The sequence below is a fragment of the Neorhizobium sp. SHOUNA12A genome, assembly GCF_023006505.1.
Classification (GTDB): domain Bacteria; phylum Pseudomonadota; class Alphaproteobacteria; order Rhizobiales; family Rhizobiaceae; genus Neorhizobium.
This window is the reverse complement of the sequence record NZ_JALBGV010000031.1, coordinates 16,395-41,640: the sequence shown is the minus strand read 5'-3', so window position 1 is coordinate 41,640 and position 25,246 is coordinate 16,395. Positions and strand designations below refer to the sequence as shown.

The following is a 25,246-nucleotide window of genomic DNA, read 5'->3' as shown; positions in this document are numbered from 1 at the left end:
CAAGATCATTCGAGGCGGGCCGATTGGCCACCGGTCTCACGCGAAGAGCGGTAGATCCGGTCGATCACCCTGCCCACATCGGCGATCCTCTCGCATGCGGGATCATACCGCTCTCCCGCGGCCAACCGCCGAGCCCAGTCGGCTGCCGCGCGTCCGCCCCAGTCGTCCGGAGGCTCGATCAGGGTTTCGCGCGATGTGCCGTAAAAGCGTTCGAGGGTGAAATCGTAGAACGACCCATCGACATTGCGCATCGATATCCCCCCGTTCGTGCCGTAGAAACTTGCCTCGATGATAGCCTCGCGGCCGGCCTGCAGCCGCCATGAGCAGGCGAGGCGGACCGCTACTCCATCGCCAAGCGTCAGGCTCGCGACGGCGTAGTCCTCGACCTGATGATCATCGGCGAGGATTGGCCGGCCGCCGGCCATCAGGTGACCGGAGACGGATGTCACAGCCGGGAAATCCAGGGACCACAGCGCCATGTCGACTAGATGGACACCGAGATCCATAAGGCAGCCACCGCCCGACTTGGCCTTGTCATAGAACCACGGCTTGTCGGGTCCATAGGCATTGTGGAACACGAGGTCGGCTGCAAATATCTTGCCCAGTTCTTCTGCCCGTATGATCTCGCGGATGCGGTTCATGCCGGCGGTATGCCGGTAGGAAAAATCGACTTCCAGCAGCCTGTCGGACGCCTTTCCCGCCTCGATGACCGCTGCCACTTCTTCTGCCGAGCGTCCGAGCGGTTTCTGGCAGAAGACCGAGACGCCCGCCCGCAGCGCGGCGATCGACTGTTCCGCATGCTGGGCGCTGGGGGTCGCGATAACGACGCCATCCAAGCCGTGAGCGAGGAGCCCGTCGAGATCGTCTGCCATTGCGGCACCGGGCGCGATCTTTTTCGCCTCCGCCGCCATGTCCACGGAAGGGTCGGCGATCGCGACGGCCTCGGCAATTCCAGTATCGAGGATGACCTGCATGCGGTGCCGGCCGATCCAGCCCACCCCGAGGAACCCGAGCCTTACAGGCCTGGAGGAAAGGGACAATGTTCCTTCGGAAATCATTTCATTCATCGTAGAGCACCAATGCCTTGAGAAAGTTTCCCGGACGATCGCGGGTATCGTTGAGCGCCTGGTCGAGCTGGTTCAGGCGATAGGTGTGCGTGTAAAGCGGCGAGGGATCGATCTGGCCGGTCGCGACCGCTTCGACCGCCTCGCGAATGCCCTCTATGTACATGGCGGGATCGCGCTCATGGGCATTGACGACATCCAGCCCGCGCCAGTTCCAAAGCTGCATGTTGACCTGACGCGGACCGTCCTGGTGATAACCGGCGATGATCAGCTTGCCTCGCTCCATTGTCAGTTCGGCGGCGAGGTCGAGCGGCCATTGCTTGCCGACGGCCTCGATGACGCGGTCGCAGAAACGACCGTCGGTAAGCCTGCGGACTTCCTCGATGATGCGCCAATGGTCGTCCATGACGATGGTCTCGGCCGCGCCCATCCGCCGGGCGACCTCCAGAGAGAACGGCCGCCGCGAAATGGCGATCACCCGCACGCCGGCATTCGATGCCAACCGGGTCAGCAGAGTCCCAAGGAAGCCGATGCCGATAATCGCCACCGTCTGGCCGGGCTCTATTCCGCTGCGGCGGAGGATGTTCATGGCGCAGCCAAGCGGCTCGCCGGGGAAGGGTTTGCCCTCCAGCGCTGGCGGCAGAGGAACAACCATATTCTCGTCGGCCACGTCATGCGTGGCATAGGCATGATAGGACAGGGCGGCGACGCGGTCCCCGATCCTGACACTGCGGACATCAGGCCCTATCGCATCGACATCCCCCCAGCCTTCGTGCCCGAGGCCGCCCGGTTCGGTGGGAAACGTCATCCAATCAGGGCCGGCCCAGGGACCGAGGTTGGACGCGCATACACCGCATCCTTCCAGCCTGATCCTGACCTGATGAGGGCCGGGCTCCGGCAAAGGCCGCGCCTCCACCGCAATCCTGCCGGGGCCGGTCATGATGGCGGCCTTCATCTCCTTCAGCCGCGGCATCGTCGTGCTATCCATGCCAGATTTCTCCTCTTCGGAACGCGTGACACGGCGGGTGGAACTGGAAACCCGCGGCAGAGTTCCGGAAGAAGTTGAAGAAGATGAAGTCATAGAAGATGAAGCTGCATCAGCGGTCAGCTTGCCGCTCGATCTCTTCCATGACCACTTCCGGCGGTACGTTCTGTTTCATCTCCTCGATTTCATGCTGTTCGACCTCGGTTTCGATGCCGAGCCTGTCGGCGATTGCCGACACCATCGCGATCAATTTCGTCGTCTCATGTTCGTTGAGAAGCGAGATCTGGAGGCTGAGGTCCGCGCGTTTATCGTCTTCCAGCGCCATGCGGTTCTGGCTGATCAGCACGAAGGTCGAAATGAAGATCGCCTCGACCGAAGCCACCATGGCGAGGATCACAAGCGACGGGTCGAAGGCAGGTATCACCGGCAGCCATTCGACATTGACGACGATCCACAGACCGAAGACCAACGTGTGAAGGTAGACGAAGGGCATGCTGCCGGCAAAGTTCGTAATCGCTTCAGCGATGCGCTCCTGCCGCGACATTGTCTTCTGGTCTGCGGCGCGGCGCTGGATCAGCGCGTTGATATTGCGGTCGAGAACGGCGGAGATCGGCTGGCCCTTCCGGGGGACATCGGAGGCCGAGCTCTTTTCTTTTTCCTGATCGGTCACATCTCTATCCCGTCACGGTGCGTCCATTTTTCTCCTAACCGGAGACTCCGCGCGCGGTTCCTGCCGCTGGGGATGATGTCATTGATGAAGTCATAGATGACAAAGATGTCATTGATGAAGGAACTTTCGTTCCCGACTGCTGTTCGGCACCATCGAAATCCATGTTCCATACATCTAGGACATCCGATGGCAACGATTCTTGTAACTGGTGGTTGCGGCTTTATCGGCCGGCATGTGACTGAAGAACTTCTGGAAAATGGCTACGATGTACGCATTCTCGACGCTCTGATTGACCAGGTACATGGCGACGCGGAAGCGTCCGTGCCCGATGCGGCGGAAGTCTACCGCGGCGACGTCAGAGACAGGGCTGCAGTCGAAAAAGCGATCGAGGGCATCGATGGCATCATCCATCTCGCGGCCGAGGTGGGAGTGGGCCAGTCGATGTACGAGATCGCCCGTTATGTCGCTGGAAACGATCTCGGCACGGCAGTCCTTCTCGAAGCCATGATCGGCAGGCCCATCCGGAGGATCGTAGTGGCATCCTCGATGAGCGTCTATGGCGAGGGGCGTTACCGGACAGCCGACGGAGACCAGCTCGGCTTCATCCGAAGGAAACCTGAGCGGATCAGGATCGGACAGTGGGATCCTTTGTCTCCCGATGAAAGGGCGCTGATACCGATCGCCACCGACGAGGAAAAGCCGGTCGACCTCGCTTCGATCTATGCGCTGACGAAATATGCGCAAGAAAAGCAGGTGCTTATTTTCGGCGAGGCCTATGGAGTCGAGGCGGTGGCACTGCGGCTGTTCAACGTCTTCGGAGCCGGGCAGGCGCTTTCCAACCCCTATACCGGCGTGCTCGCCAACTTCGCGTCCCGGCTCGCGAACGGCCAACCGCCGATGATCTTCGAGGACGGCCAGCAGCGCCGTGATTTCGTCCATGTGCGTGACGTGGCCCGGGCATTCAGGCTGGCGCTCGAAAAGCCGAACGCCCCAGGCCATGTCATCAACATCGGCAGCGGTCAGGCCTATACGATCGCGGAGGTGGCAACCTTGCTCGCGGAGGCGATGGGCGTTCCTGACATTGCGCCGGACATCATGAACAAGGCCCGGTCCGGCGATATCCGCAACTGCTTTGCCGATATCTCCAAGGCCCGCGAACTCCTGGGCTTCGAACCCGGATATCGACTGGAGAACTCGCTGGAACCGTTCGCGGAATGGGTTCGCAGCACGGGCGCCGTCGATCGCGGTGCCGAAATGAAGCGGCAACTCGAAGAGCGGGGGCTGGTATCATGAACCCAACCGTCCCGTTCCCTGCAGATCCCGTGCGTCGCAAGTCATATGGTTTCGTCGAGTGGTTTCGCCCGGGTGAGTTCGATCGGACTGAGCAGTTGCTGCCCAACATCCTCGCGAGCGGTGCCGGCTATCTGCGCACCCATCTCTCCTGGGCGGAATACCTTGCGCCCGGTGGCGAAGAGTGGTTCGACTGGCTGATCCCGCGCCTCGGCAGCCAGATCGATCTCCTGCCCTGCATCCACTACACGCCGCCTTCGATGTCGCGGACCGGTCGGTCCTCCGGCGCGCCGCGCGATCTCAAATCCTATGCGGATTTCGTCGATCATGTGCTGACCCGCTACGGCCGGTATTTCAGTCACATCGAACTGTGGAACGAGCCCAACAACCTGCTGGACTGGGATTGGCGCGACGACGGCGACTTCCTGCTGTTCTGCGAAATGGTGGGCGGCGCTGCCTATTGGGCTAAACATCGGGGCTGGAAGCCGGTGCTGGGCGGCCCATGCCCCTTCGACCCCTATTGGCTGAACCTGATGGGCGAACGTGGCGTTCTGAATGTCGTGGACGCCGTCGGTTTCCATGGTTTTCCGGGTACCTGGGACAGCGAGACCGGCACGTGGGGCGGCTGGGACATGCATCTTGGCGAGATGCGCAAAATCCTCGACCGCTACAATCGGGAGGCCGAGGTCTGGATCACCGAAACGGGTTACTCCACCTGGCGCAGCGACGAGATGGAGCAGGCCCGGCGTTTCGTGAAGGCGCTCTCCGTGCCCGCCGACCGCATGTACTGGTATTCCTGGTGCGACGTGCCGCCGGACGTGCCGGTGCAGGAGGGGTTATGGTTCGATCCGCGGCACTATCATCTCGGCGCCGTCACCCATGATTATCAGCCGAAACTGCTTGCCCGATTGCTGATGGAAGGCGGCGTCTCTCGTCTCGAGGAAGTGACGCGACTTGCGGCTCCGAACCTTTCGGCCGGCGCGGCGCCCGTCGTGGTTACCGGGGGCAGCGGCTTCATCGGCTCCAACCTCGCCGACAGCTTCCTGCAGGAGGGCGAGGATGTGGTGATCCTCGACAATCTTAGCCGGCCCGGCGTCGATCAGAACCTTGCCTGGTTGACCGAGCGCCATGGCAAGCGGGTCCACCCGGTGCTTGCGGACGTGCGGGACCTGCGCAGCATCGAGGCGGCCTTCAGCGATGCCAAGGCGGTCTTTCATTTCGCGGCGCAGACTGCGGTCACCACCAGCCTCGTCCATCCGATCGACGACTTCGAGGCGAATGCGCGGGGTACGGTCAACGTGCTGGAGGCCGTGCGAAAGGCCGGAAAGAGCGCCCCGGTGATCTTCGCCAGCACCAACAAGGTTTATGGAGCCCTTGAAGATCTGAAAATGCTGGAAGTGGAGGATCGCTACATTCCGGCGTACGAAGGCGTGCGGTCACACGGCATCGGCGAGGACAGACCGCTCGATTTCTGCACGCCCTACGGCTGCTCGAAGGGCGTTGCCGACCAATACGTCCTCGACTACGCCAAGTCCTATTCGATTCCGACTGCCGTTCTGCGCATGAGCTGCATCTACGGGCCACGACAGTTCGGAACCGAGGATCAAGGGTGGGTGGCGCATTTCCTGATCCGCGCTCTGTCGGGCGAGCCGATTTCCATCTACGGCAATGGCAAACAGGTGCGCGACATCCTGCATGTCGATGATGCGGTCCAGGCCTACCGGGCGGTGCTTTCCAACATCGCTGAGGTCAAGGGCGAAGTCTTCAATCTCGGTGGCGGACCGCTTAACGCCGTCAGCATTCTAGCCGTCCTCGAAGAGATCGAGAAGCTCGCCGGGCATCCGCTGGAAACCGGCTTCGGCGACTGGCGCGCCGGTGACCAGTATTATTTCGTCGCGGACACGCGAAAGCTGGAACGCCAGCTCGACTGGCAGGCACGGGTGCGCTGGCAGAGCGGCCTGCGGCACCTGGGCGAATGGCTGGCCGACAACCGCTTCGGCGGCCGCTCGCGTCCTCGGCAGAAGCAGAAGGTGCGGGCATGACGGGGCGGGACAATCCCATCGGCCGCCGCCGGCTGCTGATGACGCTCGACGCCGTCGGCGGCATCTGGCGATACGCGCTCGACCTCGCTTCGGGTCTGCGATCGGACGGGGTCGACGTCGTCTTCGCCGGTCTGGGACTTAAACCATCGGTCGAGCAGACACGCGAGGCAGAGGCCCTTGGAAAGCTGGTCTGGTTAGACACCCCGCTCGATTGGATGGCCGAAGACGAGGCGGCACTGAGACCCGTTCCGGACCTCATCGCCAACCTTGCGGAGCGGGAAGGCATCGATCTGATCCATCTCAATCTCCCATCCCAGGCGGCTGGATTGGCGATTGAGATACCGGTGGTGGTCGTGTCCCATTCCTGCGTCGTCACCTGGTTTGCCGCCGTTCGCGGCCATGCGGTGCCCGATGACTGGCAATGGCAGTTTCGCCTCAACCGGCAAGGGTTCGATCGTGCGGACGCAGTGCTTGCGCCGAGCCGCAGCCATGCGGCGTCGTTGCAAAAGGCTTACGGGCCGATTTCCGGGCTGCAGGTCGTCCGCAATGCAAGCCTGGTTGAGCATCCGCGCGGCCCGAAAGAGGATTTCGTCTTTGCCGCCGGCCGCTGGTGGGATGACGGCAAGAACGGCGCCGTGCTGGATGCCGCAGCGAAGCACGTCGACTGGCCGGTGGTCATGGCTGGCGCTAACCGCGGGCCGAACGGGCAATATCTGCCGCTCGAAAATGTCCAATGGCGGGGCGAGCTTTCCCACGACGAAACGATGATGCTGATGGGCCGCGCCGCAATCGTCGCATCGCCTTCCGTCTATGAACCGTTCGGCTTGGCGGCTTTGGAGGCGGCCCGCAGCCGAAGCGCCTTGGTGCTGGCCGATATCCCGACCTATCGGGAGCTCTGGGATCGCGCGGCCCTGTTTGCCGATCCTCACGACCCGCAGGCATTCGCCCGGGCTATCAATCGGCTTTCCCGGGATAGGCGGTTGCGAGAAGAACTGGCCGAAGCAGCACTTTCCCGTGCTCGCCACTATACGCCGGACGCCCAGGTCGCAGCGGTCCTGCAGATCTATGACCGGCTCCTGCCGGCGAACCACCACGCACGCACCGCAGCGGAGTGATCATGAAGTTCATTTTCTACACCCATTCCCTGATTTCCGACTGGAATCACGGAAATGCCCATTTTCTTCGAGGCGTCATGCGCGACCTGATCCGCCGCGGCCATGAGGCGCTTGCGCTGGAGCCGCAGGATTCCTGGAGCCGTGCCAACCTCCTGAAGGAGCAGGGGCCTGCCGCCGTCCAGAAGTTCCGGGAGACATTTCCCGAACTCACGGCGCAGATCTATGACGGCGATTTCGACCACGAGGCCGCGGTCGCCGATGCCGATGTAGTCGTTGTCCACGAATGGACCGAGCCGGAGCTTGTGGAACGGATCGGTAAGATCCGGCGCAACGGCGGCAAGTTCACGTTGATTTTCCACGATACGCATCACCGCGCCGTTTCGGCCGAAAGCGATATCGCCGGTCTGAGGCTCGCCGACTACGATGCAATCCTGGCTTTTGGCGAGACGTTGCGGCAGCGTTATCTCAAGGCGGGCTGGGGCAGTGCCGTCTTCACCTGGCATGAGGCTGCGGACGACACGCTGTTCCATCCGCGGCTGGACATAGCCAGGACGGGCGACCTCATCTGGATCGGCAATTGGGGTGATGACGAACGGTCCGCGGAGATCATGGAATTTCTGATTCGTCCCGCAAAGGCGCTGAAACTCGGCGCGACGGTGCGCGGAGTGCGCTATCCGGAGCATGCGCTGGAAGCGCTCAGCCAAGCGGGGATCGCCTATGGCGGCTGGATTGCCAATACCGAGGCACCGCTCGCTTTCGCACGGCATAAAGCGACCGTCCATATTCCGCGGCGGCCCTACGTCGAAAGCCTGCCGGGCATTCCCACGATCCGTGTCTTCGAGGCGCTGGCCTGCGGCATCCCGCTGATCTCGGCCCCCTGGAACGACGTCGAAAATCTCTTTCGGCCGGAGACCGACTATCTCGTCGCCCGCGACAGTGAGCAGATGACGCGTTTGCTGCGCGATGTTCTGTCGGATCCGGATCTTTCGGGTTCACTGACCGCTTCCGGTCTGGCGACCGTCCGCGCCCGCCACACCTGCCGCCACCGCGTCGACGAACTGCTCTTCATCCTGACCCAATGCGGCACCGAAAGGGTTACCGGCAAACTGGCAGCAAGGGAGGCCGCCGAATGAAGATCGTTTTCTACGGATCGAGCCTTGTCTCCGCCTACTGGAACGGCGCCGCCACCTATTACCGCGGCCTCCTGAGGGCCCTGGCGCAAAAAGGCTACGACATCACCTTTTACGAACCGGATGTCTACGATCGCCAGAAGAACCGCGATATCGACCCGCCGGACTGGTGCAGGGTCGTCGTCTACGACGGCACCGTCGACGCGTTGAGGGCCGTTGCAGTGAGGGCGGCGGAGGCCGACATTGTCGTCAAGGCAAGCGGGGTCGGTTTTGAAGACGACCTTCTGCTCGAAGAGGTCCTTCGCAACACCCGGCCGACGGCGCTGAAGATCTTCTGGGACGTGGACGCGCCGGCGACGCTTGCAGAACTGCGGGGCGCTCCCGGGCATCCGCTTCGCCAGGCTCTCAGCAAGATCGACCTCGTTCTGACCTATGGCGGCGGCGACCCCGTCGTGAATGCCTATCGCGCCCTTGGGGCAGCCAACTGCGTTCCCGTCTACAATGCGCTCGATCCGCAAACCCATCGTCCGGTACCGGAGGAGCCACGTTTCAACGCCGATCTCGGATTTCTCGGCAATCGTCTGCCGGATCGCGAGGCACGCGTCGAACAGTTCTTCTTGGAACCCGCCGCACGATTGCCCCGGCAGATGTTCCTGCTCGGCGGTTCGGGCTGGCACGACAAGCCGATGAGCGACAACATACGCTCCATCGGACATGTCTCGACGCGCGATCACAATGCCTTCAATGCGACGCCGAAAGCCGTCCTGAACATCTCCCGCGCCAGCATGGCGGAAAATGGCTTTTCGCCGGCGACGCGGGTGTTCGAGGCGGCCGGCGCCGAAGCTTGCCTGATCACCGATTATTGGGAAGGCCTCGACCTTTTTCTCAAGCCCGACGAGGAGGTTTTGGTCGCCCGCGACGGTCATGACGTGGTCGAAATCCTCTGCGGTCTGACGCAGGAGAGGGCAAAGGCGATCGGAAAGAGGGCGTTGGCGCGGGTGCTTTCCGAACACACCTATGCTCATCGCGCAGACGAGGTGGATGCGATCTTCCGGGCCCATGCCGGCGCCCGAATGGAGGCTGCCGAATGACGAAGCGGCTCGACATCGTTTTCCTCGGCCTGTCGCTGTCGTCCTCCTGGGGCAACGGCCATGCCACGACCTTCCGGGCGCTGATCCGAGGGCTGAAGGCTGCGGGGCACCGCGTGCTGTTCTTGGAGCGCGATGTTCCGTGGTATGCGAACCAGCGCGACCTTGCCGATCCGGACTTCTGCGAGCTCGCCTACTATTCCGACATCGGGGCGATGATCGAGGCCTATGCCGACCGCATCCGGCGCGCCGACGCCGTCATCATCGGCTCCTATGTGCCGGAGGGCGTGAGCGTCATTGATGCGGTCGCGGACCTTCGGCCGAGACGTTTGTGCTTCTACGATATCGACACGCCGGTGACGCTTTCCAAGCTCGAAAGGGTGGACGAGGAATATCTGGCTCTGCGACAAATCCCGCTCTTCGACACCTATTTCTCCTTCTCGGGTGGCGAGGTCCTGACGCGGCTGGAGCGGTGCTTCGGGGCCAGGAAAGCCGAGGCCTTTTATTGTTCGGTCGATCCTGACCGGTATCGCAACATGGGTGAAACTTTCCGGTGGGATCTCGGTTATCTCGGCACATACAGCGCCGATCGCCAGCCGACGCTCGAGAGGCTGATGATCGAACCGGCAAGGCGGTTGCCGCACTTACGCTTCGTGGTGGCCGGCCCGCAATATCCCGACGACATCGACTGGCCTGCAAACGTGCAGCGCATCGAGCATCTGCCGCCGAGCGAGCATGCCGGCTTCTACAGCCGGCAGCGGTTTACCCTGAATGTCACGCGGGCCGACATGATCGCCGCCGGCTGGTCTCCGAGCGTTCGCCTGTTCGAAGCCGCCGCCTGTGGCACGCCGATCGTCAGCGACTTCTGGCGCGGCCTCGACGAGGTTCTGCCTCACAGTGAAGCCCTCATCGTCGCGAGGCAGCCGGAGGACGTGGTCAAAGTGCTGACCGAGATCGGCGAGGACGCCCGCAGAACTCTGGCGGAGGCCGCCAAGGCTCGTGTCCTGAAAGACCATACCGGCCTTGCCCGCGCCCGCCAACTCGCCGCCGCCCTTGAAGACCTACCCGAACGATCCGCCCGCACCGAGCCGATGATCCAATCCCAGTCAGCCTAAGGAGTGCCCTCAATGCTTCAAAGAACCCGAAACGGAAAAAGCAGAACTGTTCTTGTTGCCGGAGGGGCCGGCTTCGTGGGCTCGCATCTTTGCGATGCCCTGCTTGCCCGCGGTGATCGGGTGATTTGTGTGGACAGCTATATTACCGGTTCCAAGGACAATGTCCGTCCGCTGCTGAACCATCCGGACTTCCGGCTGATCGAGGCGGATATCTGCGAGTTCGACCGCTGCGACGAGCCGCTGGACCAGGTCTACAACCTCGCCTGCGCCGCGTCTCCGCCGCAGTATCAGGCCGATCCCGTCCACACGATGATGACCTGCGTCAGCGGCACCGGCAATCTCCTGTCGCTTGCCGAGCAGCACGGTGCCAGCTTCCTGCAGGCCTCGACCAGCGAGGTCTATGGCGACCCGGCCGAGCATCCGCAGCGCGAGGACTACCGCGGCAACGTCAACTGCATCGGCCCGCGGGCCTGCTACGACGAAGGCAAGCGCGCGGCGGAGGCCCTCTGCTTCGACCTGCTCCGGAGCGCAAGGGTGGATGCCCGGGTGGCGCGCATCTTCAACACCTACGGTCCGCGCATGCAGCCGAATGACGGCCGAATCATCTCCAATCTTCTGGTCCAGGCGATTTCCGGCAAGCCGCTGACGATCTATGGCACCGGCGAACAGACGCGCTCCTTCTGCTTCGTCAGCGATCTCGTCGCCGGCCTGATGGCGCTGATGGATGTGGATCCCAATCCGCAGGTGCCGGTCAACCTGGGCAATCCCGGCGAGTTCACCATCAACGAACTCGCCGCGCTTGTGCTCGCCATGGTGCCGACGGTTTCGAAGATGGTCCGCAAACCGCTTCCGCAAGACGATCCCCAGCGGCGTCGGCCGGATATCTTGAGGGCGCGGGAACTGCTCGGCTGGGAGCCGAAGGTGCCGCTGCGGGAAGGATTGCAGCATACGGCGGACTGGTTCATAGCGATGGTCGGGAACGATGCGGAGAAGAAGCCGCGTCGCAGTACCATCCGGACCCAGCCGGTCTCTCCCGAAATGGGCATGAGGGTCTGAGGATGGATGCGGGAAGAGGCGGAACGCATGAGGACCTGCAACGGCGAATCGCCGAGCTCGGCCCCTGGTTCCACAACATGGAGATCGGCGGCGTGCAGACGGCGCCGGATCATTTCCTCGGCGATTATCCGGCCTTCAAGTGGCGCGGTTTCCAGCATGTCATTCCCGACGACCTCGAAGGCCGCAGCGTCCTCGATATCGGTTGCAATGCCGGTTTCTATTCCCTGGAGATGAAGCGGCGGCATGCCGGGCGCGTCGTCGGCATCGATTCCGATCCGCGTTACCTCGCACAGGCGCGGTTTGCCGCGGAGCAATCCGGCGTCGACATCGAGTTCAGGCAGATGTCAGTCTATGACGTCGGACAGCTGCGTGAAAAGTTCGACCTCGTGATCTTCATGGGCGTGCTTTATCATCTGCGCCATCCGCTGCTGGCGCTCGACCTTCTCCGCGAGCACGTGGTCGCGGACCGGATGCTCTTCCAATGCCTGCAGCGCGGCGACGAACGGGCTCCGAATCTCCAGGAGAATTACGAGTTTTCCGAATGGGCGGTCTTCGACCGGCCGGATTACCCAAAGCTGTTTTTCGTCGAGGAACGTTACGCCTCTGATCCGACCAACTGGTTCATCCCCAACAAGGCGGCGATGGAAGCGATGCTGCGCAGTTCCGGCTTTGCGATCGAGGCAAATCCCGAGCGCGAGGTCTATCTTTGCCGGCGCGGCGAGCGGCACTACATGGTCGAACCGCCGCCGCGGATTTCTCCCGCAGATCCCTGACAGCTCTGAAATTGACTCCGATAGGGTCTATGGAGTAGGGAAGGCGGAGGCGGCATCCCCGCACGTGCAGGCCGGCAATTGCAAACCATTTCAGCGATGTAGAGTGGATTATATCAACAGGATAGAGAACACGTCTGTCAACTTGACGGCGCGGCAGTTTGCGTTATCCGCGTCAAGTGCATCGGGAATCCGATTGTTCGATGGCCGGCCGATCGCCTGGTGCCGGATCGACGCCGCGCCCCCAATTCGTATCCGCTCCAGCAGCCGACGCACCTGACGCTCGCTCAGATCAAGCACATGCGCCGCTGAAACCACGGTCATCCGCTCGGCAACCACTTTCGATAAAATCTCGATCCGCTGCAGATCACGCTCGCTCATCGCAATCAGTCCCATCGACAATCTCCCAGGTCATCAAGACCCGGGGAGAGTGACATTCCAACTTTGCAGAATCAGGACACTTCAACTTTGCGGCTACAAGGATTGTCAAAGCTGATTGGAGGCGCAACGTCGCTAGCCAGTTAGAAATGCGACACTGGCTCCGACAATCAGCCCCCGACCGGACCGGCTGGGCCGGGTTGCAAGGGAAGGGAGGGGGCGGCTGATAAACACACCCCTTTCGGCTTTAGCTTCCTCAGTAGCAATTGTTTCCTTGGCGGTTGATACTCGCTTGCGCCTGTATGTAGCAAGATAGGGATCTAAGCGGCACGATGCTTCCGGAAATCAAGTTGCAGGGTGACGTCGATGTCGCCGCGCTGTCACCACTTCTTCGCGGCATGCTTCTTTCCGTTGCCTATGCTAACGGTGAGGGTGGCATTGGGCTGACGGCGACCGGCGCCATGAACCGCAAGTTCGTGCATTGGGCCGCTGTGAACTTCCTCTGGCCCGACTTCACAGCAAAAGATCTCTACAGCATGAACAAGGTGCTCAATGAAAGCGACATGCCGCCGCTTTGGGTGGTGCGCGACATGACCCGTCATCTAAAGCTGCTGCGCCGGAGAAAGGATGTGCTGCTGCCAACCAGACGCGGCCGGGAGTTTCTGGTGAACCCGCAAGCTTTTTTCGATCTGGTCGCCACGGATTACCTCTATTCGTATGTCCACGCCACCGAACGAGGAAGCGAGGTCCGAGCACGGTTACGCTGGTGGCGCATGTTCCTCAATCTTCTCAATATCAAGGCCAGAGAAGGGTGCACGCCATTGCAGATTGTAAAAATTCTCAATCCAGACTTCGCGCCCCTGTCTGAGACCGAAATGACCCTGGAAGCCTGGGAGCTGAAATCCGATCTTCAGTATGGTGTCTTTCGACGCTTGTGCTGGCTCGGCTTGCTCTACGAGGCACGAGAGGGGCTCACTCTTCTCCAGGACGGATCCTTCCACAAGACGCCACTTTGGCCAGCCTGCCTGCAACTGGAATCGGATACGCAAAGCGACATCGGCGTGCATTGACGATCGTTACTCCGCCGCTGGCTGCCTCATCAATGCCTTCTCCCGCTTCGCAATCACGTCCGGATCGTTCATGAAATCCGTCCTTCGCCCCGGCTTGCGGCCCCGCTTCTGATAGCCGTTCGCCGTGCTGCCGTCGCGAATGCCGAACATATGATCCGTCTGACCGGTGCGGCGAGGACCACCCTTGCTGCGTTGCTGTTCTCTGCCTGCCTGCAACTCGGCGACGACCGATAGCATGTCGTCCAACCGCTTATTGTCGACCACCTCGGCGCGATGCACCGAGCGCAACGTGTCGAAGGTTCTGTAGGGCAGGGCAAAGCTCTCGTGCATGATCTCGAGGCGGCCGTCCGGATAGTCGCAGACGACCACCTTCTTACCCGCCAGAGGTCTGGAAATCTCGGTCGGATCGAGAATGAACAGCACCTTGTCGTAGCGCAGCGTCAGGGCCTGCGACAGCGTTCGCACTTCCTTCCTGCACATGGCGCCATCGAGGTTCTCATGGTCGGCCAAGGGTCGGTGCATGTCCTTCGGATTGCGTGGTTGCTTGCCAAAGCGAGTGTTGAAATCCGCAATGAACGCAGGTGCATAGGCATTGGCCGCCTCGATCGTATCGATGCCGCGGAGCCGCATCTCCTTCACCAACCGGTCCTGCAATGTCTGATTGGCACGTTCCACACGGCCCTTGGCCTGCGGAGTGTTGGCGCAGATGATGTCGATGTTCAACTCATAGAGCGCCCGACCGAACTGCGTCAGGCCGCTCGTCCGGTCCTTCTCGGACGAATGGGTCGAACGAAAAACACCATGCTTGTCGCTGTAGAAAGCCAGCGGCTTGCCCCATTGCTGCAGATAGGCCTTCGTCGCATGCAGATAATCGAACGTGTTCTCTGATCCGGCAAAGCGCAGATGCAGAAGCTTTCCAGTGGCATCGTCGATATAGACGAGCAGGGCGCATTTGGGGCCGCGGTTCTCGAACCACCAGTGATGCGACCCATCGATCTGCACCAGTTCGCCAAAGCAGTCGCGCCGGCCACGTGGCTGGAAAACCCGTTTCTTGCGTTCCCGGCGCGAGATCCAGATGCCGGCCTCGGTCATCCATTGCCGCAATGTCTCCTTGGCAACAGAGATCCGGTGCAACTCGATCAGTTTCTCGCGCGCCAATGTCGGGCCGAAATCCAGATAGCGCTCGCGGATCAGATCCAGCGCCGCATTGCGAAACTCCTCGCTGTGACGCCGGTTGCTCGGACGCGATCGCTTCTTCGACACGAGACCGGCTGGACCATCCCGGTCATAGGCCTGCAGCAGCCGATGGACCTGACTTCGACTGAGGTCGAGCAATTCGGCCGCCTGGACAACGCTAAGGCGTTCATCTCGAATCTTCTGGATGACTTCAAGGCGATGCAATTCTTTCTGCGACATGGTGATCAAACAGGACATGACAACTCCAACCGCTAATGGTCTCGACCAGGCTGAAGATCGTCATCCTTGCTCCCAACGTTGGCTTTGACCAGTGCGTCGAGAGGCGAGACTGTCGCATCTCTAACTGGCCCAACTGTCGCATTACCAAATAGCCCCTACAAGGATTGATCGCATAATAGATATTATGGAACTCAGAACACTACATTTTGGCTGGGGCCAAATGCATACACGCGACGCCCACTATGGCACCGATCTGACGCTGCTTGTTGGCTTCTGAGCGAGAGAAACGATGTCTCGTTGTGTAATTAAGCGAGCACTGTGCTGGCGCGAGAAGGATATCCAGAGCCAACTCATCGCAACTGCTAGGCGACTCCGCGTACCGATCAAGAAATAGATATGGGCGACGCCCCAGATCCACCAGGCAAGCCACCCTCGAATTTTAAGATTACCAAATTCGATTACCGCTGAGTTGCGTCCAATCGTGGCCAGATTTCCAAGATGGCGATACCTGAACTCATCACGTGAAGCTTTGCCTAACAACTCCGCTCGAATGCGCCGAGCTACGTAATATCCCTGCTGCTTCGCAGCCGGCGCGATTGCCGGAACATTTGCACCGTCTTTCCATACAACGGCTGCAGTATCGCCGATCACGTAGATGTTCGTTGCGCCGTCAATTGTTAGATCAGATTTCACGATCACACGCCCGGCGCGATCGTTTGGAACCCCTAACCACTGCGCTGCATCAGATGCTTTCACACCCGCTGCCCAAATGATTGTTTCGCAAGCGATAAAGCTTGAACCGACATTTATGCCGGTTGAGGTGCAAGCCGTGACTGGGTGGCCTTTGTGGATTTCGACGCCCAGCTTGCTCAGGGATTTCTCAGCGTAGAAAGACAGATCCTCCGAAAACGTGGGAAGAAGTCTTGACCCCGCCTCAATAAGCAAGACTCTAGCTGCTCGACTATCGATAGCCCGGAATTCATCGACTAGCGTTCGCTGGGCAAGCTCCGCGATCATACCGGCTAGCTCAACCCCTGTTGGGCCAGCCCCGACAATGCAGAATGTGAGCAGTGCATTGCGGCGCTCTTCGTCACGTTCGACCTCTGCTTTTTCGAAAGCCATGAGCATTCGACGCCGAATAGTCGTTGCATCTTCAAGTGTCTTTAGCCCTGGAGCGGGCATTTCCCATTCATCGTGACCGAAGTACATGTGCCGCGCACCAGTCGCCAAAACGAGGGTGTCGAAGGCAAGAACAGTCCCGTCTGCTAATGATACGACCTGCTGATTGCGATCGATCCCAACAACCTCGCCAAGCAACGTGCGTACATTGGGACTTCCTCGGAACATCTGCCGAATTGGCCATGCGATCTCTGAAGTTGCTAGGACCGACGTGGCAACTTGGTATAAAAGCGGCTGAAAAAGATGATGATTTCGCCGATCGACTATCGTCACGTCGACTTCCAGGCCACGGAGCTGCTTGGCGACCTGAAGGCCGCCGAAGCCGGCCCCCACTATTACGATGTTGCGCCTGATCATTACGAACTCGCTTTATGAGGGATAAGATCGCCCTATTTTCTCAGTCACTCGTCAAGGAAAGAGTCCCCGAGATTGCTTGGCGTCGGTAATGCGCTGCACTCCAATTGTGATCGCCGCCCCCGGATACCTCCGGCACTCACCGGTTTGCCCGTGACGATCTCACTTACAGTTCTGCTTGGTGCATGGAGTACGTGTCCATGAACCACGCCATCACCTGCTCATTTGTTCCCATGTCGGGGGCCATCACATCGATGTGCGGGCCTACAAAAGGAATCATCTCTTGCATCTACCTGCGCGACAGAGCTTCCAGCTCACGAATTGAAAGCTGTCGAGGAAGTCCGACAAGCGCGCATTTCCAACTCATCCAAACGGCCAAGGCCGCGACTTCACCGATATCAACGTTCGTTGCAAATCGCCTCCCACCTTTTGTGGGGCCGAGGGTCAAGTGATGTTGGACGCGATAGCCCTGAAAGACCGCGACTTCGCCGCTGTCGAGATGGATAGGACAAGAGATCGTTATCGCCCTTTTCGGATAGAGAAGGCGATTGCGCTGACCGTCTGGGAGATCCAGACGGTCAGCAATACGATTGAACTGGATCCTCGCCATCTCAAAGACGGGCCCGGAATAGATGTCTGTCATTTTGAAATCCAGTTGAATGACTTCTTATGCAGTAGGCGGTGCGGGATGGATGAAGGGCCAGGGGCTTGCTTCGGATCCCTTCTCGATTGGCACTTCGATGAGAACGGGAGCGTTCAGCTCCAGAGCCTCGCTGACAGCCGATTTCAGTTCACCTGGGGACGACACGCGATATGTTTTCACGCCGAAACTCTCGCCGAGTTTTACGAAATCAGGATTGGTAAGGTCTGAGCCAATGTACCGGCCGGAATAGGCTTGCTTCTGATCGCGTAATACGTTTCCGTAGGCATTGTTGTTGAACACGATTGCGACGACCGCAATGTTATGCTGCACGGCTGTGGCCAGCTCCTGCACACCGAACATGAAACCACCATCGCCCGACACTGAAACGACTGCCTTATCCGGATTGCCGACCTTGACACCGAGGGCGGTATTGAAGCCGAACCCGAGGTTGTCTTGATAGCCGCAAGTCACATACTGTCGGGGCCCGTAGACGGGGAAGGCAAACCGGGCGGTGAAGCCCATTTGACTGACTTCTTCGACGAAGAAACCATCGCGCGGCAGTGCCTCCCGGATCGCATTCAAATAATCGACCTGAGGCTGAACGGCTGAGAACCGTTCTTTCGCGTTGCGATTCAGGGCCGCGAACTCATCAGTTCGCGCCGCTCTGTCCGATGTTCCCACGGCTTTGGTCAAAGCTGCGGTGCCCGCCTTTGCGTCCGCGACAATTCCAACGTCCGGCTTCAACCGGACCATTTCCGTTGGATCGATATCGATCCGGATAACCTTGAGTCTCTTGGGAAGCCACTTCCACCGCATGAATTCGAGTTCAAGACGGCTCCCGATACCGATGAGCACATCGGTATCTTTCCAGTAATCGAACGCGGCGACAAAATTCAGATAGTTGGGATGCTCGTCGCTTACGACGCCCTTTCCCGAACGATGGGACGTAACCGGCGCTTTAAGCGCTTTGGCCAATTCAGCAACTTCCGCACCCGCATCAACAGCGCCGCCGCCCACCATAATCAGAGGGTTCTTGGCGTTTGCCAGGATAGCAGCCGCAGCCTGAATACTGTCAGGATTGACTTGGGGGTCCGCGGCGCGTCTGGTTTCAGGAAGGTCGAGCTCCGGGCCTGTCATTCCAAAGACATCCCAAGGCGCCTCGACCGCTCCGGGTCCCTGACGTCCGGAAAGCATTTTTCCGATCACCTCGGCCACGACCGTTCCGGTCTGGGACTGATGATCAATCCGCTCTGCGACCTTCGTGATCCCACGCATGGTCGCCAGTTGGTCGGGCAGCTCGTGGAGCTGGCCCCGACCCTGACCGATCAAGTGCGACATGATATTGCCCGTCAAACACAAGACAGGGGAATTCGCTCCATAGGCAGTGCAGAGGGCGGCGCCGGAATTGAGCATACCTGGACCAGGCACAACCGTATAGGCGCCAATGCGTCCAGTGGACTTCGCGTAACCGTATGCCATGTAGCCCGCACCCTGCTCGTGGCGGGTATGGATAAAACGGATCTCGTCGCGCTTTTCATAGAGAGCATCGTTGAAGTCGTACATATGGGCGCCGGGGATGCCGAAGACAGTGTCCACACCGTTTTCGACGAGTGAACGAGCGATGGCCTGCCCTGTGGTCTCTTTGTTTTTCATGATGATGTCCAAACCTGGTTTTTGGGGATGCTCAGGCCGCCGAGCGGGCGCTCAGCGTGCCTTCCGCCGACAGAGCCTTGACGATCACGCCCGCATCAGAAGGCTGCATCCCCGCCAAATTCATGCGACCGGAATCGGCCACGTAGATCCCGTGTTTGTGGCGCAATGCGACTGCCGTGTCTTTCGACATCGCCAGGTTCGAGAAGAGCCCTCGCTGGTTTGCGATAAAGCTCAGTTCCGGATGGGCAGCTGCAAGGGCGGCGCGGTTACCATTGACCCGAGCACACATTTCAACCAGCTCCTGCTTCCAGATTTGGGTAAGCTCCAAGCTCTCCAGAATCACGCGTACGATGGCAGCGCCGTGGTCCGGGGGCATCGACCAGTTGACACGTGCCAACGACGCCATGTTGCCATCGGCGATTTTGAGCTGCTCCGCATTGCGGCTCACAAGGTAAAGGGCACCAACACGCTCGCGATAAAGACCAAAATTCTTGTCACACGAGTAGGCAACAAGCGCTTCGTCTACTGCCTCGAGGATAAGGCGGGTTGGCTCCGCGTCCGCTTCGAGGCCGTTGCCCAGACCTTGGTAGGCAAGATCGATAAAGGGAAGGAGCTTGCGCTCGACGAGCTTTGCAGCGATCTGCTCCCACTGGCCGATATCAAAATCAATGCCAGTTGGGTTGTGGCAGCAGCCGTGTAGAAGGATCACATCACCAGTCTCGGCCGCGTCGAGAGCCTCCAGAACACGATCGAAGTCGATTTGCTGCTTGGCAAGGTCGACGAAACGATAGTCTTTGACGGTCAAGCGCGCCGACTCGAAAATCGGAGCATGATTGGGCCAGCTGGGTGTGCCAAGCCAGACCTTCGCACCGGGTGTGGCTGAGGCGATAAGTTCAGCGCCCAGTCGCAGAGCGCCGCTTCCACCTGGCGTCTGAATGCCTACAACCTTGCCGGCATAATGATTTGCGCCGACAATAATCGGTTTCAGGAGATTGACGAAATTCAGGTCCCCTTCCGGCCCGAGATAGCGCTTGCTGTCCTGGGTCTCGAGCAGCTGCCTTTCAGCGAGCTTGACGGCCCGCATGACCGGTGTTCGCCCTTGTTCGTCTCTGTAGACGCCGACGCCGAGGTCGACTTTGTAGCCTCTGGGATCGGCCTGAAACGCTTTGATGAGCGCAAGTAGGCTGTCGGCTGGTTGCGCAGTGAGTTTCTCAAACATGTTGTCTACCTCCTAAGAACGTGGCGCAAGCCTACAGGCGCTTTAGTGAGGTATGTTTGCAATTTTCAGCATATAGAGATATTATCTTACATGAAAATCACCAACTTTCCGCAAATTATGCAGATATTTTGACATGACCTCAAAGTTACATACCCTAGATCAATTCGATATCCGTCTTCTCGCGGCTATTCAAAGCAATGCTGAGCTGACACAGACTGAACTGTCGCAAGTCGTCAATCTGTCAGCAGCTCAATGCTCGCGGCGGCTTGACCGGCTGAGAAGCGAGGGTCTGATCCAGAACGTTGTAGCGATTTTGAACCCGGAAAAACTCGGCTTTTCCGTTGTTGCGCACACGCTGGTTAGCCTTCGGTCCCACACAGAGGAAGGGAATGCTCAACTGCACCGCTTCATCGAAACGGCGCCAGAGATCCTGGAATGCTACTCCCAGACGGGCGATGCGGATTTCCTGATGAAGATTGTGGCCAGCGATCTTGACCACCTCAGCATCTTTTTGGAGCGTATGATCAAGGTGACGGGTGGACTGGCGTCGGTCACCTCCAGCATCGTGCTACGGACCCTTAAGAAGAGTACCGAACTCCCGTTGCAGATTATTCAGACCTAGCGGGATCAACTACAACGCCAAAAGCAGGCTATCGGCTACCTTCGATATCGCGGCTCGGTCGACGATTGCAATGACGGAACCTGAGGCTATGACCATTCCTCCAACTGAAGCTGTCAGACGAATATAGCGACTTCTCCACCAAACCGACGCTTCAAGCTCGAATTTGGTGAACGCACTCGCTACAAAAATCATCCCAACGACCGCGGGAGCGGTCGCTACGGATAAAGCATCCGGACGATAGGCCAGGATGAGCGAGCATATCGTAAGGGTGACCGACCCGAGGACCGCCAGAAAGTAACATACCCACCAGTCTTGCCGGGCGCGTACACGGTCTGCCCTGGTTTTTCCCAGATATGACATCAGTATACGCTGCCTGAGCTCGCAGTACCGGGGCTGGAAGCGGTACGACCGAATTCCTCAATCAGCCGTGTCGTGGCGTTCGCAAATAAAGTGACATCATTTCCAATGGCAACGAATGTTGCACCGAGATCGACGTAGCGCCTGGCAAGCGACAGATCGGCGGTCAAGATTCCTGCAGCTTTTCCATGGGACTGGATGCGCAAGAGAGCCTTCTCAACTTCTTCTTGGACTTCCGGGGCTCCCGGCTTACCAAGATAGCCCATGTCAGCTGCGAGATCAGCCGGGCCGATGAACACGCCGTCGACGCCGTCGATCGATGCGATTTCATCTAGCGCGGCCAAACCTGCGCGGCTTTCGATCTGAAGCAAGAGACAGATTTCGTCGTTTGCCGTCTGGAGGTAGTCCGGAATCCGGTTGAAGCGTGAGGCACGAGCCAGCGCTGCACCAACGCCCCGGACCCCGCGCGGGGGATAAGACACGGCCTTTACCAAATTCTCGGCGACCTCTTTGCTGTCAACCATCGGGATCAGGAGTGTTTGCGCGCCGATGTCGAGCAGCTGTTTTATGATGTATGTCTCGCCGATTGGCGGCCTGATAACCGCGTGACTGGCTGAACCTTTCATCGCCTGTAACTGGGCGACCAGGAGCGGGATGTCGTTTGGCGCATGTTCGGCATCGAGAAGGAGCCAGTCGAAGCCGGCGTCCGCTGATATTTCGACCGTGTAAGGATTTGCCAGAGCTTGCCAAAATCCGGTTTGAAGCCGCTTTTCCTGAAGCGCCCTTTTGAAGGTGTTGGTTGGAGCTGGCATGGTTTTCCCCTATTCGAAATACAGGCTTACAGTTCCGTAGGGCCCGAAATCGCCTACGATCGTGTCTCCATGACGTGCCTCAATCGGTCGAATGAACGACCCGGCAAGAACGACCTGCCCTGCTTCTATTCCGTCTCCATATTGCGACAGCCGATTGGCAAGCCACGCAACACCACGAGCAGGTTGATTGAGGACGCCCGCGCCAAGCCCAGTCTCTTCGACCTCCGCGTTGCGAGACACTATGGCACCCATCCAACGCATATCCAGTTGATCCGGGCGCACAGCGCGGCCGCCCGTTACGATGCCGGCGTTCGCAGCATTGTCAGAGATCGTATCGAGGACGTTACGGTTTTTCTTCGTCTGGGGATCCACCCGAAGAATCCGCGTGTCGAGAATTTCGAGGGCTGGAGTGACATAATCGGTGGCATTGAGCACATCGACGACGGTCACGTTCGGCCCCTTTAGGGGCGCTTTCATGATGAAGGCGATTTCAGCTTCGATCCTCGGCTGAATAAACCGGTCTTTTGGAACGACCGAACTGTCCTCAAAGACCATGTCGTCCAGCAAGACCCCTGAGTCTGGAATGTTGATGTTGAGGGCATATTGCATCGCCTTGGATGTGATACCAATTTTCCAGCCCACCACCTGACGTCCGTCGGAAACTTTCTTTTTCACCCACGCAGACTGGATCGCATAGGCATCATCCATCACCATGTCCGGATGCTGAAGTGACAAAAGCCCGGTCTGAACGCGAGTCCGTTCGGCTTCGTCCAGCGCGGCAACAGCTGTTTCTATGTCTGCGGTGGACAGCATCTCAGATCATCTCGTCGGCAATGGTGTTGCGCAACAGACCGATACCGTCGGCCTCGACCTCAACGATGTCGCCCGGCTTCAACCAAATTGGCGGATCGAAGCGTGCTCCAGCGCCAGTAGGTGTTCCGCAGACGATCACGTCGCCTGGCACGAGTGTCGTAAAGGTTGAGACGTAATTGATGATCTTCCGGAATGAGAAAATCATTCGACTGGTCCGATCACTCTGGCGGACCTCGCCATTGACCCGCGTCTCCAGCTTGATGTCCGCTAGCTGACTTTCGTCAGTATAAGGAACTATCCATGGCCCAATCGAGCCCGAGGCCTCGAAATTCTTGCCTTGGGTAACGTTGAACTTGGCGTGCCGGACCCAATCCCGCAGCGTCCCTTCGTTGCAGAGCGACAGAGCCGCTATGTGTGAGAGAGCCTCGCTTTCTGGAATGCGTCGGCCTTCTTTTCCGATGACGACAACTATTTCCCCCTCATAATCGAGTTGAGGGCTCTCCGGTGGCCGGATCAGCGGCTGATCGTGACCCGTGAAGGATCGCGGGAAGCGGATAAACAGCGACGGATTGGTGGGCGCTGTCTGCCCATCTTTGTATTCCTCGTTACGGTCCGGAAAATTGACGCCGACGCAGATGATCTTTTCCGGCGACGGGATTGGAATGCCCAATGTAACCGCAGCCAGGGGATAGTCGACGGGGGCCGATTGACCTTTCTCGGCCAGCATGTCCAAAGCACCTGCGGCGATAACTTCGCGCAGGGTCGGAAAACGCGGGCGGATCCTGACGGACAGGTCCACCACGCCATCTTCGCGGATTAGGCCGTAACCCTGGCGACCGGAATTGGAAAAAGATGCAAAACGGGGATGCATACGGACTTTCCTTTATTGTTCTTTTGTTGTGATGCCACCAAGGCATACGTATTTGAGCTCGAGGTAGTCATCGATGCCGTATTTGGAGCCTTCACGGCCTAGCCCGGACGACTTTACGCCGCCGAACGGTGCTTCAGCAGTGGATATCAGGCCGGTATTCACGCCAACCATTCCATATTCGAGGGCCTCGGCAACTCGAAACACCCGCGACAGATCCTTCGCGTAGAAATAGGAAGCGAGACCGAATTCCGTGTCGTTCGCCTTTTCAACCACATCAGTCTCGTTCTCGAAGCGAAAGAGCGGCGCGATAGGCCCGAAGGTTTCTTCGGATGCCACGGCCATATCTTGCGTGACGCCTGTGAGAACAGTCGCTTCGTAGAAGGTGCCGCCAAGTTCATGCGCTTTTCCGCCTTGAATGACGATTGCGCCCTTCGATACGGCATCCTGAACGTGCTCTTCGACTTTCTTGAGAGCCGCTTCATCGATCAAGGGTCCGAGCGCAACACCCTCCTCGAACCCGTTTCCGGTCCGAAGCTTACTAACGGCTTTGGCCAGCTTTTCAGCGAACGCGTCATAGACCGTATCCTGGACGTACAGGCGATTGGCGCAAACGCAAGTCTGACCATTGTTCCTGAACTTCGCGATCAAGGCGCCTTCGACGGCTGCGTCGAGATCTGCATCATCGAACACGATGAAGGGCGCATTGCCGCCCAGCTCCAGACCAAGTTTTTTGATCGTGGGAGCAGACTGACGGTAAAGTTCGGCACCAACTTCCGTCGACCCAGTGAATGTGAGTTTACGTACGATGGGATTTGAGGTCATCTCGGCGCCGATTTCGCGAGATGAACCGGTGATCACGCTGAACAATCCTGCCGGCAATCCTGCCCGCTCCCCCAGTACCGCCAAAGCGATCGCGGAAAATGGCGTCTGAGCAGCGGGTTTCAATACCATTGCACATCCGGCTGCGAGCGCCGGGCCAGCTTTTCGTGTAATCATCGCGTTCGGAAAATTCCACGGCGTGATGGCCGCGACGACGCCAATCGGCTGCTTCATCACCAGAATGCGTTTGTCTCGCTGATGGCCGGATATAATGTCGCCGTTGATGCGTCTGGCTTCTTCGGCGAACCACTCGATGAAACTTGCCCCATAGGCGATCTCACCCTTTGCTTCGAGGAGCGGCTTTCCCTGTTCGAGTGTGAGAATGTGCGCCAAGTCATCCTGGTTGGACATTATCAACTCAAACCACTTGCGCAGGATTACGCTACGCTCCTTCGCGGTTCGCGCTGCCCATTCCTTCTGCGTTTCTTCGGCATGCGCGATCGCCGCACGTGCTTCTGCCGCCCCCAGCTTGGGAACGGAGCCGATCTTCTCACCAGTTGCGGGGTTTGTGACCGCAATGGCATCCGTATCGTTTGCTTCGATCCAGTCGCCACCAATGTAAGCGGCCTGGCGGAATAACGTTGGGTCTTTCGGGTGCATCGCTTGGTCACTCCGTGTGGGCTAAGAGAAAAGGGACACAGGGACTTGCCAATGT

Annotated in this window: 21 protein-coding genes and 2 pseudogenes; 10 read left to right on the top strand and 13 right to left on the bottom strand. The window is 59.2% G+C overall.

The annotated features are described in order from the left end of the window. Positions 1–5: 5 nt before the first annotated feature. The 3 genes from MOV63_RS15735 to MOV63_RS15725 form a co-directional block, all read right to left on the bottom strand. The gene (locus MOV63_RS15735) at positions 6–1,067 is read right to left on the bottom strand and encodes a Gfo/Idh/MocA family protein (RefSeq protein ID WP_247034759.1); all 1,062 of its coding nucleotides are present in this window, start codon (positions 1,065–1,067) and stop codon (positions 6–8) included. Then, complete coding sequence (locus tag MOV63_RS15730; protein WP_247034757.1) at positions 1,060–2,052, bottom strand: zinc-binding dehydrogenase; 993 nt, start codon at positions 2,050–2,052, stop codon at positions 1,060–1,062. The genes MOV63_RS15735 and MOV63_RS15730 overlap by 8 nt, the downstream gene beginning before the upstream one ends. Positions 2,053–2,161: 109 nt before the next feature. Then, positions 2,162–2,719, bottom strand: a complete 558-nt coding sequence (locus MOV63_RS15725; RefSeq protein WP_247034755.1) for a DUF1003 domain-containing protein — start codon at positions 2,717–2,719, stop codon at positions 2,162–2,164. Between the two features lie 186 nt (positions 2,720–2,905). On the opposite strand from MOV63_RS15725, the gene MOV63_RS15720 reads away from it, so the two are divergent. The 8 genes from MOV63_RS15720 to MOV63_RS15685 are packed head-to-tail and all read left to right on the top strand — an operon-like array spanning position 2,906 to position 12,328. Continuing rightward, a complete protein-coding gene (locus MOV63_RS15720; protein ID WP_247034753.1) occupies positions 2,906–4,012 on the top strand; it encodes an NAD(P)-dependent oxidoreductase in 1,107 nt (368 codons plus the stop codon). Beyond that, positions 4,009–6,051: an SDR family NAD(P)-dependent oxidoreductase gene (locus MOV63_RS15715; protein ID WP_247034750.1), complete on the top strand. Its 2,043-nt coding sequence runs from the start codon at positions 4,009–4,011 to the stop codon at positions 6,049–6,051. The genes MOV63_RS15720 and MOV63_RS15715 overlap by 4 nt, the downstream gene beginning before the upstream one ends. Further along, complete coding sequence (locus MOV63_RS15710) at positions 6,048–7,166, top strand: glycosyltransferase family 4 protein (RefSeq protein ID WP_247034741.1); 1,119 nt, start codon at positions 6,048–6,050, stop codon at positions 7,164–7,166. Before MOV63_RS15715 ends, MOV63_RS15710 begins: the two co-directional genes overlap by 4 nt. 2 nt (positions 7,167–7,168) lie before the next feature. Next, on the top strand, positions 7,169–8,299 hold the full coding sequence (locus MOV63_RS15705) for a glycosyltransferase (RefSeq protein ID WP_247034739.1): 1,131 nt from the start codon (positions 7,169–7,171) through the stop codon (positions 8,297–8,299). Beyond that, the gene (locus MOV63_RS15700) at positions 8,296–9,387 is read left to right on the top strand and encodes a glycosyltransferase (protein ID WP_247034737.1); all 1,092 of its coding nucleotides are present in this window, start codon (positions 8,296–8,298) and stop codon (positions 9,385–9,387) included. Before MOV63_RS15705 ends, MOV63_RS15700 begins: the two co-directional genes overlap by 4 nt. Further along, positions 9,384–10,499: a glycosyltransferase gene (locus MOV63_RS15695; protein WP_247034735.1), complete on the top strand. Its 1,116-nt coding sequence runs from the start codon at positions 9,384–9,386 to the stop codon at positions 10,497–10,499. Before MOV63_RS15700 ends, MOV63_RS15695 begins: the two co-directional genes overlap by 4 nt. Positions 10,500–10,511: 12 nt before the next feature. Next, positions 10,512–11,555 (top strand): UDP-glucuronic acid decarboxylase family protein, encoded by a 1,044-nt coding sequence (locus tag MOV63_RS15690; protein ID WP_247034733.1) that lies wholly within the window; start codon positions 10,512–10,514, stop codon positions 11,553–11,555. Positions 11,556–11,557: 2 nt separating this feature from the next. Then, entirely contained in the window at positions 11,558–12,328 is a 771-nt protein-coding gene (locus MOV63_RS15685; RefSeq protein WP_247034731.1) for a TIGR04290 family methyltransferase, read from the top strand. A gap of 174 nt (positions 12,329–12,502) precedes the next feature. Here MOV63_RS15685 and MOV63_RS15680 read toward each other — a convergent pair. After that, positions 12,503–12,721, bottom strand: a pseudogene (locus MOV63_RS15680) (helix-turn-helix domain-containing protein); the annotation flags it as partial. Between the two features lie 314 nt (positions 12,722–13,035). Between MOV63_RS15680 and MOV63_RS15675 the strand changes: the two are divergent. Further along, a complete protein-coding gene (locus MOV63_RS15675; RefSeq protein ID WP_247034730.1) occupies positions 13,036–13,773 on the top strand; it encodes a hypothetical protein in 738 nt (245 codons plus the stop codon). Between the two features lie 6 nt (positions 13,774–13,779). Here the strand turns inward: MOV63_RS15675 and MOV63_RS15670 are convergent, their stop codons facing one another. From MOV63_RS15670 to MOV63_RS15650, 5 genes and pseudogenes are all read right to left on the bottom strand, one after another. Beyond that, complete coding sequence (locus MOV63_RS15670; protein WP_247034728.1) at positions 13,780–15,207, bottom strand: ISNCY family transposase; 1,428 nt, start codon at positions 15,205–15,207, stop codon at positions 13,780–13,782. 222 nt (positions 15,208–15,429) lie between these two features. Beyond that, positions 15,430–16,725, bottom strand: coding sequence for an NAD(P)/FAD-dependent oxidoreductase (locus MOV63_RS15665; protein ID WP_051900457.1), 1,296 nt, complete (start codon positions 16,723–16,725; stop codon positions 15,430–15,432). Positions 16,726–16,835: 110 nt separating this feature from the next. Further along, positions 16,836–17,365: pseudogene (locus MOV63_RS15660) on the bottom strand (Glu/Leu/Phe/Val dehydrogenase); the annotation flags it as partial. 24 nt (positions 17,366–17,389) lie between these two features. After that, positions 17,390–19,018 (bottom strand): thiamine pyrophosphate-dependent enzyme, encoded by a 1,629-nt coding sequence (locus MOV63_RS15655; protein ID WP_040125773.1) that lies wholly within the window; start codon positions 19,016–19,018, stop codon positions 17,390–17,392. A 31-nt stretch (positions 19,019–19,049) separates the two neighbouring features. Next, a complete protein-coding gene (locus MOV63_RS15650) occupies positions 19,050–20,237 on the bottom strand; it encodes an amino acid aminotransferase (protein ID WP_040124769.1) in 1,188 nt (395 codons plus the stop codon). A gap of 133 nt (positions 20,238–20,370) precedes the next feature. Between MOV63_RS15650 and MOV63_RS15645 the strand changes: the two genes are divergently transcribed. Then, positions 20,371–20,859 carry an Lrp/AsnC family transcriptional regulator gene (locus MOV63_RS15645; protein WP_040124767.1) on the top strand — a complete coding sequence of 163 codons (489 nt, stop codon included), beginning with the start codon at positions 20,371–20,373 and terminating at the stop codon, positions 20,857–20,859. A 359-nt stretch (positions 20,860–21,218) separates the two neighbouring features. On the opposite strand, the gene hpaI is transcribed toward MOV63_RS15645, so the two are convergent. The 4 genes from hpaI to gabD are packed head-to-tail and all read right to left on the bottom strand — an operon-like array spanning position 21,219 to position 25,191. After that, positions 21,219–22,028, bottom strand: a complete 810-nt coding sequence (hpaI, locus tag MOV63_RS15640; RefSeq protein WP_040124765.1) for a 4-hydroxy-2-oxoheptanedioate aldolase — start codon at positions 22,026–22,028, stop codon at positions 21,219–21,221. Positions 22,029–22,037: 9 nt separating this feature from the next. Next, positions 22,038–22,841: a 2-oxo-hept-4-ene-1,7-dioate hydratase gene (gene hpaH / locus MOV63_RS15635; protein ID WP_040124762.1), complete on the bottom strand. Its 804-nt coding sequence runs from the start codon at positions 22,839–22,841 to the stop codon at positions 22,038–22,040. 1 nt (position 22,842) lies between these two features. After that, positions 22,843–23,712, bottom strand: a complete 870-nt coding sequence (locus MOV63_RS15630; RefSeq protein ID WP_040124760.1) for a fumarylacetoacetate hydrolase family protein — start codon at positions 23,710–23,712, stop codon at positions 22,843–22,845. Between the two features lie 12 nt (positions 23,713–23,724). After that, positions 23,725–25,191, bottom strand: a complete 1,467-nt coding sequence (gabD, locus tag MOV63_RS15625) for an NADP-dependent succinate-semialdehyde dehydrogenase (protein ID WP_247034726.1) — start codon at positions 25,189–25,191, stop codon at positions 23,725–23,727. Positions 25,192–25,246 lie beyond the last annotated feature (55 nt).